Raw genomic sequence first — 8,897 nt, forward strand, 5'->3', positions numbered from 1 at the left:
GCCCTGGATGGCAAGATGGCGCTGCACGCAGATGGCTTCATCAAGACATATGGTCGGGAGAAAGCATTGGAGACGCCGCGCCTTCGCACGCTCGTCGATAGCGGCATCCCGCTGGCGATGACCACCGATGCCTTCCGGGCAGCGACGTACAATCCATGGGTTGGCATAAGCTGGATGGTGACCGGCAAGTCCGTGTCCGGATCCGAAGCGCTCGCCAAGGACAACCGGCTTACCCGAGCCGAGGCGCTGAGACTGTTCACCATCGGAGGCGCCTGGTTCATGAACGCAGAAGCGGAGATCGGCGCCATTGCTCCCGGATATTTGGCCGACTTCGCGGTGCTCGACAGGGATTATTTCGCGGTGCCGGAGGACCAGATCAAATCGATCTCCTCTGTCCTGACTGTCATGAACGGCAAGGTCGTCTTCGGCGCGCAGGATTATCGCAATCTTTCGCCAGAGCTGCCCGCGATCCTTCCGGCATGGTCGCCCGTTAAATACTTCGGTAGCTACTACGGAGAGAAGTAAATCCAAACGACTGACCTGGCGGCGGGCACAGATCTCGCCGTAGGCATCGATCCCAGCCAAGAAATGCTCTCTGGGGCGCTCAGCGCTGATCCACAGTGCTGCGGGAGGAGAGAGGCAGATGGCGCCGTGCTTCAGTTCTGCGGGCGCCAAACGACGTCGAGGGCGCGCTACAGATCGAGTGCAGGCTTGTATGGGCGCGGGCAAACACAGAGGCCGACCTGATTAACCGCGACAGCCGCAGTCTTTATGTCGAGAGCGCTTCCGTACCCTCGGTCGAGCGTCCGAAACACTCGATCAGCATCTCGGTGAGGACCCGAACCTTACGTGACGGATGCTGCCCTGGCGGCCGAACGACGTAGATGCCGTGTTCTGGAATGGGATGGCGCGGCATCACTGGCACCAGCGCGCCAGAGTCCAGATGCTCCTGGATCAGGTCGTTAGGGAGAGCCGCAATCCCGATCCCTGCCACTGCAGCGGCAACGAGAGCAACGCCGTTGTCGGCCTTGAACCGACCCTGCGGCCGCATCGTGATGACTTTGTCGCCGACCGTAGCGAGCCATGTCTCGGTTCCCTGCATCAGCGCCTGATGGGTCACGAGCTCCTCCGGCGTTTCAGGTGACCCGTATTTCTCAATATATGCCGGCGAGGCGACATACTTGCCGATAAGCGGGCCAATTCGTCTGGCGATGAGATTGGAATCGGGCAGCATGCCGACGCGGATCGCGCAATCGTATCCCTCGCCGACCAGGTCGACGAACCGATCCGTATAGGCCGCGTGGATGTGCAGCTCCGGATGACGCCCAGCCATGTCGGCCAGAACGGGCGCGAAATGGGTCGGTCCGAATGACAGCGGCGCGGCGACGCGCAGGCGTCCTCTCAATTCGCCCGCCGGCAAAACTGTTTCCTTGGCGAGGTCGATCTCGGCAACCACGCGCGCGGCATATTCCCGAAACGTCGCCCCGGCTTCGGTAAGCGCGGCACCACGGGTGGTGCGGGCGAGAAGCTGAACGCTCAACTCGGCCTCAAGCCGGACAAGCCGCCGGCTGACCATCGATTTGGATATGCCGAGCCGGCGCGAGGCGGGCGTCACGCCACCCGCGTCGGCAACCTCGACGAACGTTCGCAAATCCTCAATTTCCATTCAGCGTTCCCCTTCGTGCGACACAGTACATCGTCCGGCGATGCTACCGCACCGGAAAGGGGAATGGCAACGTTCGAACCCGGGACGTCGTCTTGATCGATGTCGGCGATCCACGGAACCAATTTTAGGAAGGAAGACCTGCCATGACATTCCGCAACGGCCTCGACTCGCTTCTTCGCCCCGAAGATTCAGTCCTCGTTCTGATCGACCACCAGCCCTATCAGCTCGCGAACCTGAACAGCCACGACCCTCAGGCTGTGGTCAATCTCACGACCGCCCTGGCGAAGCTGGCGAAAGCCTTCAACGTTCCGACCATTCTCACCAGCGTGATCGCGGGTCGCGGCGGCCTCCTCTTCAAGCAGATCACCGACGTCTTTCCGGGTCAGGAGGTGATCGACCGGACCTGGGTCAACACCTGGCAGGACGAGAAGGTCGTGGACGCGGTCAAGGCGACCGGCCGCAAGCAGCTCATCATCGCGGGCCTTTGGACCGAAGTCTGCGTTGCGATGCCTGTGATCCAGGCCGCCGGCGAAGGCTGGGACGTGACGGTGATCACCGACGCCTCGGGCGGTATCTCGAAGGAGTCTCATGAGGTCGCGGTCCAGCGGATGATCGCGGCCGGTGCGAACCCAATGACTGTCATGGCGCTCGCTGGCGAATGGCAGCGCGATTGGGCGCGTACCGAGCATGTCGAAGAACTGACCGAGATTCTCATCCAGCACTTCGCCGGCAGCGGCATCGCCTATCTTTGGGAACAGCAGCTCCTCAAGACTCCCGTCGACGCGGGCTGATCGCGATGGTTGGCGAGTATCGGCCAGGCGCGCTGCGGAAGACCGGTGGCAGGTCGATGCTCGCCATCCCTATGCTGTGGCTCAAACGCGAGAGACGTGACCCGTCGGGCAATTGGGGGCGACGCTCCGCTTCGCCGGCGGTTGCTGCATGGCGCCTGTTCTTCGCCGCGGCCGCCTCGGCGATACCTTTCGCGGCAAGCGCGCAGCAGGTTTCGACCAACGTGGAACGAGCCCCGACACTGACCATCGAGCGCTATTCGGAAGATTGGTCCTGGCTCGTCGATCCCGCGAAACGGAAGGGGGATTGGGCGGAGCCCCTCAAATATATTCCGCTGAACGACGATGGCTCGATTTACCTTACGACCGGCCTCGAGGCGCGCTCACGCTTCGAAGGCTACGATAATGTGAACTGGGGGGCATCGCCGAACGACAGCTACGTCTGGAATCGTCTGATGCCTTACGCCGATCTCCACGTCGGTAACGTCCGGTTTTTTGCGATGCCCATCCTATCGGGGATATCCGGAACAGACCGGCCGAAAGGGCCAGCGGACGCGACGGGCGTCGACATGCTTCAGGCTTTTGTCGACGTCGATCTCGCAGTGGCGGACGGAGACTCGCTCCGACTGTCTGCAGGACGGAAGCTGGTGTCATTTGGTTCGGGACGGTTCATCGACAGGCGCTATGGAACGGGCGTTCCGCTGCCGTTCGACGGATTTGAAGCGATCTACACCGGCCAGACACGCCAGGTGACCGGCTTCTACCTTCAGCCGGTCGACACAAGGCTTGGAGACTTTAATGACCGGCGTTCGCGCAGCAAGGAGGTATGGGGCGTCTACGCCACACAGTGGCTCGACGCGACGCATCTGAACGGCTTCGATGTCTATTATATCGGCCTCGAAGATCAGAACGCTGTCTTTGATCAGGGATCCGGCAGGCAACTGGCGCACACCTTTGGTTCGAGGATCTTCGGTGACAATGGCACCTGGTATTGGAACGTCGAGGCCGCGTACCAGCGCGGCACGTTTGCCGGCCACCAATCGGAGGCGTGGGGCGCTGGGTTTGAGACGAAATATCGCTTCCGGGATACCTATCTGCGGCCCGAGGTCGGCCTCACGGCCGACGTCGTATCCGGCGACGGTGACCCAAACGATCCGAAGCTGGGAACACTGAATCCGCTTTTCCCCAACGGCAAGTATTTCGGAGCATTGTCGCCGATCGGTCCAAGAAACCTCATTCACGTCCGACCATCGATTACGGTTTATCCGCACGAGAATGTCGCGGTGTCACTGACCGGGGTGGCGTATTGGCGTCAGAGCACTAACGACGGAATCTACTCGATCCCCGGATTTCTGGTGCGCAGCGGCAAAGACAGCGACGCGCGGTTCGTCGGAAAGCAGATCGAACTTGGCGTAAGCTGGCAGGCGACGCCGAACTTGAACGTGACCGGATCGCTCAGTGCTTTCCAACCCGGTGACTTCATCCGTGACACGGGCTCGGCGCAGACCATCAAGATGATCGGCCTGCAGACGACTTTCAGGTTCTGATGTGCCGCCGCTCGTACCGACCGCCGTGCCCCGTCGGTTGCGCTCTCGCATGAGCCGTCCGTGCCAGTCTGCTGACAGGCGATTTCAAGGTGATGCCGGACGTCACCGCCCAACACCCGCGAACATAAGAGGGATCATCAATGGCTGACTTCATACCGCCGGCACCGAACGGCAATTCTCCATTCGCTGACATGCGCGGTCACCACGTGGCAATCCGCACCCCTGATCTGGAAGCCTTCAAGCGCTGGTATGTCGAGGTGCTCGATTTCCGCGTGGTGGCCGAGTGGCAGGTCGAGCAGTTGATGCTCGCCTTTATCGCTCCCCCGACAGACGACGATTTCTACATCGAGATACTCGGTGGATCAGAGCCCGCGCCGCAGGACGCGCATCCCTTCACAGACCTTGAGAGCAGCTTGGCCTTTGCCGGCTATCACCACTTCTGTCTGAATGTGGCCAGCATCGAGACGACCGTGGAGGAGCTTCGTAGGCGCGACGTAAAGATCGTCGTCGAACCGATCGTGGTCGAGGCTATCAGCCGCAGGATCGCTTTCTTCGCCGACCCCTTCGGAAACCTGGTCGAGTTGGCGGAGGTGCTCGCGTGATGCTCGCGGCACCGACCATTTGCCAGGGGCGCGGTCGGTCAGCGTTGCTGGGTAAGGAAGACCGGCCATCCGGTGAGGTCGCTCAGCGTCCGATCGGGATCGCCAGCAAGCTGCCCGACATGAAACGGATGGAGTATCTCCCATGGAAATAGGCATCGACAGCTTTGCGGCGATCCTGCCCGATCCCGCGACCGGCGCGCTTCCGTCGGCGACAGATCGAATGGCGGACCTGCTTGACGAGGTCGAGGTCGCCGACCGTGTCGGGCTCGACGTGTTTGGCATCGGGGAACATCATCGCGCGGAATTCCTGGATTCCGCGCCGTCGATCATTCTCGCTGCGGCCGCTGCCCGCACGAGCCGTATCCGGCTGACCAGCGCTGTGACGGTGCTCAGCGCTGCGGACCCCGTGCGCGTCTTCCAGGAGTTTGCGACGATCGACCTGATTTCCAAGGGTCGCGCCGAGCTCGTCGTCGGGCGGGGGTCGTTCGGCGAGGCCTTCCCTCTGTTCGGCCTCGACACGCGCGCCTATGATGATTTGTTCGCCGAGAACCTCGAACTCTTCCTGAAACTCGGCGAGACGAGCCACCCGACCTGGCAAGGTCGGTTTCGGCCGGCGCTCAGCGGTCAGGGTGTCTTCCCGCGGCCTCATCAGCCGCGCCTACCGGTTTGGGTCGGCGTCGGTGGTTCGCCCCAATCGTTCGCACGCGCCGGGACTCTCGGCCTTCCGCTGATGGTGGCCATTATCGGTGGGACGTTTGATCGGTTCAGGCCGGCGGTCGATTACTACCGTGAGGCAGGCGCCGAGGCGGGACATGATCCCGGCAAACTCAAGGTGGGTATTCACGCGATGGGTTTCGTCGGTGAGACCGACGCCGCGGCGCGCGACGCCTTCTTTCCCGGCTGGGCGCACCTGACCGGCAAGGTCGGCCGCGAGCGCGGCTGGTCGCCGCCGACACGCGCGCAGTTCGACGACATGGCCGGGCCGGAGGGCGCGTTCCTGGTCGGCAGCCCGGAAACGGTGGCGGCGAAGATGTTGCGCGCCAGCGAGATGCTTGGCGGCGTCTCCCGCATCACCTTCCAAATGAGTACCGCGTCGCTCGAGACGGCCGCGATGAAAAGGTCGATCGAGCTCCTTGGCACTGAAGTCGCTCCAATCGTGCGGGAGCGCCTTCGACCAGGATGAGGCTTTCCACCTTCGAGCATAGGGCGCACGACATGCCGACGCACATTAGACGGTCCGGTCGATCCGTCGTGGTAACGGGTGCCGGGCTAGGTCTCGGACGTGAGATCGCGCTTGGACTCGCCGCGAAGCGCTACATTGTCTTCGGCACCGCCAATTCGTCACAGGAGGCGGAGGATTTGCGGCGTGCATCCAACGGGCGGGTCAGTCTGGCGGTATGCGATCTAAAAAATGCGGGGTCGGTCAAAGCCTGGGCTGCAGGCGTGTCCGAGGCGATCGGCGCTTCCGGGCTCGATATTCTGATTAACAACACGACGCACCTCTCGCCAGGTCCGCTCGAACTTCTCCCACTGGAGGAGGTCCGGCAGGGTTTTGAGGTGAATGTGTTCGGCGGGCTCGCGGTGATCAATGCCTTCCTTCCGGCATTGCGGATGGCGCACGGACGCATCGTCCAGATCAGCTCATGGACGGCGGACACGCCTCGTCATTTTGATGGCGTATCGAGCGCGTCGCAGGCGGCCATGGAGGCCTTCTCGGCTGCCTACCGGGCAGAGCTGAAGCCCTTCGGCATCGACGTCATCGTCGCATCCATGAGCGATCTCGAAGCGGCCGGTTCGCGTGCGACCGCGGCATTGGCGCAGATCGACCACAGCATGACGGCGACTCAGCGGAAGCTCTATGGCAAGCGCCTGCGCGTCTGCATGGAGAAGCTGGCCGGCTCTGCAGCACAGGGCGAACCGATCACGGTTGCGGCGCGGGTGGTCGAGCTATCGATCCAACGGCATGTGCCGCCGAGATCATCGATCGATCGTGATGCGGAACAGATGATGCGCGCAATCCGCGAACAAACCGATGCGGAACTGGATGCGCTTCGGATCCAACTGGCCGGACCCACCTGATTGCACAGGGCGGAGCGCTCTGGCCGTCAGGAGAACGCCTGTTTGGGGAAGCATGTGTTCGACCTGAAGGTCTTTCCCGCGCTGGCGGTATGGCCCGGAGAGTTCCGCATTCTGCGACACAGCTTATCATTGGGCGGTGCTACTGAGCCGCCTAGCGGAATGGTACGCTGCACTCGGATGTAGAATGGAGCGCTGTGTGGACCAAATTCTCGCAATTAATAGCAGCACCTCTGGCGAAGCATCGGTTTCGCGTGCCCTGGTGGAGGCCACCGTGCAGTCCCTGCTGGCGGCGAACCCCGATGCCGTTGTCACCCGCCGCGATCTGGGCGGCGAGCCGATACCGCATCTGACGCCGAAAACCGTCGCCGGCGTTCGCGCCGTCGCAGCGACTGAGGATGAGCTCGTTACCAAGTCGCTATCTGACGATCTGATCGCTGAGCTGCAGCACGCGACTGTCCTAGTGATCGGCGCGCCCATGTATAATTTCAGCATTCCGTCGTCACTGCGCACCTGGTTCGACCATGTGCTGCGCCCGCGCGTCACGTTCGCCTACAGCGAGTCCGGACCGGAAGGATTGCTCAAGGGCATCCGCGCCGTCGTGATCCAGTCGCGCGGCGGTCTCTATTCCGAGGGGCCGGCCAAGGTCATCGACTTCCAGGAGCCCTACCTCAAGCAGTTGCTCGGCTTTATCGGGATCACCGACGTCGCGTTCATCCACGCTGAGAAGATCGGTTTTGGTGCCGAAGCGCGTGATGCGGGGATCGCACATGCCAGGGCGCAGATTGCGGCCGCCGTTGCGCGGATCGCTGCCGGCGGGTCCGCCGCGGCCCATCAGGCGGAGGGCTGAGCGGTTTCGCGGCAAGCGTGACGCGGTGCTGACGCTGGGCACCGATCGCCAGTCCATGGCCTCTGAGCCGGCCGCACTGCGGTGGGGGCTGACCTGCATCACGGGAAGACACTTCAACGACGAGAAGGATTGACCAGTAGATGTCAACACTGACGACAAAGGATGGCACCCGCCTTTTCTACAAGGACTGGGGACCGCGAGAGGCCCAACCCATCGTGTTCCATCACGGTTGGCCACTGAGCTCGGACGACTGGGACAACCAGATGCTGTTCTTTCTCGGCAAAGGCTACCGTGTGGTCGCGCATGACCGGCGCGGCCATGGCCGCTCGGATCAGACCGATATCGGCAACGAGATGGACACCTATGCCGCCGACGTCGCGGAACTGGCCGAAGCGCTGGATCTGAAGGACGCGGTGCACGTCGGGCATTCCACAGGCGGTGGCGAAGTGATCCGCTACGTTGCGCGCAGCGCACCGGGACGCGTCGCCAAGGCCGTCCTACTGGGCGCGGTGCCGCCCATCATGCTGGCGACGGAGCGCTATCCGGGCGGGCTGCCGATGTCGGTTTTCGACGGGTTTCGCGAAGCGCTTGGCCAGAACCGCCCGCAATTCTTCCTCGATGTACCCAGCGGCCCATTCTACGGCTTCAACCGCGACGGCGTTGAAGTCAGCGAAGGCCTCATCCGTAACTGGTGGCGGCAAGGCATGATGGGCGGCGCGAAGGCCCACTATGACTGTATCGCCGCTTTCTCCGAAACCGACTTCACCGAGGATCTGCAGGCGGTCTCGCTGCCGGTCCTGCTGATGCACGGCGAAGACGACCAGGTCGTACCAATCGAAGCCTCGGCTCGAACTGCGATCAAGCTTCTCTTGAACGGCACCCTCAAAACATACCCCGGTCTGTCGCACGGGATGTTCGCGACGCATCCCGACACCATCAACGCCGACCTGTTGGCGTTCATCAGGGGGGAGACGCTCGCGTGAGCGCCGTCGAGGACAATCCCGCCGAGCACCGCTTCGAGCTGCTGATCGAAGGCAGCCACGATGTGGCTGCAGCCTATTACCGGCTCGACGGCGACAGGATCGTGCTGACGCATACGATCGTACCTGAACGCTTCTCAGGAGAAGGTCTCGGATCGAAACTCGCGTACGGCACCTTTGAGACGATCCGCGCCTCAGGGCGCAAGGCAGTTCTGCTTTGCCCCTTCATGGCCGCCTACTACGCGCGGCATCCCGAATATGCCGACATCGTCGCACCGGAGAACCCCCTTGATTGAAATGATCATCGATCAGCGTCGCCGCGACCTGGGCGGCGGCTTCGAAGTCGGTCGTGTCCTGCCATTCGCCAAGCGGCGCATGGTCGGCCCTT

At 62.5% G+C, this 8,897-nt stretch carries 10 protein-coding genes; 9 read left to right on the forward strand and 1 reads right to left on the reverse strand.

The annotated features are described in order from the left end of the window. On the forward strand, positions 1-525 hold a 525-nt coding region (locus JHD07_RS10905), incomplete at its 5' end, for an amidohydrolase family protein (protein ID WP_291621841.1). 244 nt (positions 526-769) lie between these two features. On the opposite strand, the gene JHD07_RS10910 is transcribed toward JHD07_RS10905, so the two are convergent. Continuing rightward, positions 770-1,666, reverse strand: a complete 897-nt coding sequence (locus tag JHD07_RS10910) for a LysR family transcriptional regulator (RefSeq protein ID WP_291621844.1) — start codon at positions 1,664-1,666, stop codon at positions 770-772. Positions 1,667-1,809: 143 nt separating this feature from the next. On the opposite strand from JHD07_RS10910, the gene JHD07_RS10915 reads away from it, so the two are divergent. The 8 genes from JHD07_RS10915 to JHD07_RS10950 all read left to right on the forward strand — a co-directional run bounded on the left by JHD07_RS10915 (position 1,810) and on the right by JHD07_RS10950 (position 8,805). Then, positions 1,810-2,457, forward strand: coding sequence for a hydrolase (locus JHD07_RS10915; protein WP_291621846.1), 648 nt, complete (start codon positions 1,810-1,812; stop codon positions 2,455-2,457). 56 nt (positions 2,458-2,513) lie between these two features. Next, on the forward strand, positions 2,514-4,001 hold the full coding sequence (locus JHD07_RS10920) for an alginate export family protein (protein ID WP_291621848.1): 1,488 nt from the start codon (positions 2,514-2,516) through the stop codon (positions 3,999-4,001). 206 nt (positions 4,002-4,207) lie between these two features. Further along, entirely contained in the window at positions 4,208-4,603 is a 396-nt protein-coding gene (locus JHD07_RS10925; protein ID WP_291621850.1) for a VOC family protein, read from the forward strand. Between the two features lie 142 nt (positions 4,604-4,745). Next, positions 4,746-5,786: an LLM class flavin-dependent oxidoreductase gene (locus JHD07_RS10930; RefSeq protein ID WP_291621852.1), complete on the forward strand. Its 1,041-nt coding sequence runs from the start codon at positions 4,746-4,748 to the stop codon at positions 5,784-5,786. A gap of 32 nt (positions 5,787-5,818) precedes the next feature. Continuing rightward, positions 5,819-6,682, forward strand: a complete 864-nt coding sequence (locus JHD07_RS10935) for an SDR family NAD(P)-dependent oxidoreductase (RefSeq protein ID WP_291621854.1) — start codon at positions 5,819-5,821, stop codon at positions 6,680-6,682. Positions 6,683-6,878: 196 nt separating this feature from the next. Further along, positions 6,879-7,529 (forward strand): NAD(P)H-dependent oxidoreductase, encoded by a 651-nt coding sequence (locus tag JHD07_RS10940; protein WP_291621856.1) that lies wholly within the window; start codon positions 6,879-6,881, stop codon positions 7,527-7,529. A 140-nt stretch (positions 7,530-7,669) separates the two neighbouring features. Then, the gene (locus JHD07_RS10945) at positions 7,670-8,512 is read left to right on the forward strand and encodes an alpha/beta hydrolase (RefSeq protein ID WP_291621858.1); all 843 of its coding nucleotides are present in this window, start codon (positions 7,670-7,672) and stop codon (positions 8,510-8,512) included. Beyond that, the gene (locus JHD07_RS10950) at positions 8,509-8,805 is read left to right on the forward strand and encodes a GNAT family N-acetyltransferase (protein WP_291621859.1); all 297 of its coding nucleotides are present in this window, start codon (positions 8,509-8,511) and stop codon (positions 8,803-8,805) included. Before JHD07_RS10945 ends, JHD07_RS10950 begins: the two co-directional genes overlap by 4 nt. Positions 8,806-8,897 lie beyond the last annotated feature (92 nt).

This window comes from Bradyrhizobium sp. (genome assembly GCF_016462955.1).
Taxonomy (GTDB): Bacteria; Pseudomonadota; Alphaproteobacteria; order Rhizobiales; family Xanthobacteraceae; genus Bradyrhizobium.

Bases quoted from the DNA above. Each gene is read 5' to 3' on its own strand.
- JHD07_RS10910 (WP_291621844.1), bottom strand. From the start codon at position 1,666: ATGGAAATTGAGGATTTGCGAACGTTCGTCGAGGTTGCCGACGCGGGT.
- JHD07_RS10935 (WP_291621854.1), top strand. From the start codon at position 5,819: ATGCCGACGCACATTAGACGGTCCGGTCGATCCGTCGTGGTAACGGGT.
- JHD07_RS10945 (WP_291621858.1), top strand. From the start codon at position 7,670: ATGTCAACACTGACGACAAAGGATGGCACCCGCCTTTTCTACAAGGAC.
- JHD07_RS10930 (WP_291621852.1), top strand. From the start codon at position 4,746: ATGGAAATAGGCATCGACAGCTTTGCGGCGATCCTGCCCGATCCCGCG.
- JHD07_RS10920 (WP_291621848.1), top strand. From the start codon at position 2,514: ATGCTCGCCATCCCTATGCTGTGGCTCAAACGCGAGAGACGTGACCCG.
- JHD07_RS10915 (WP_291621846.1), top strand. From the start codon at position 1,810: ATGACATTCCGCAACGGCCTCGACTCGCTTCTTCGCCCCGAAGATTCA.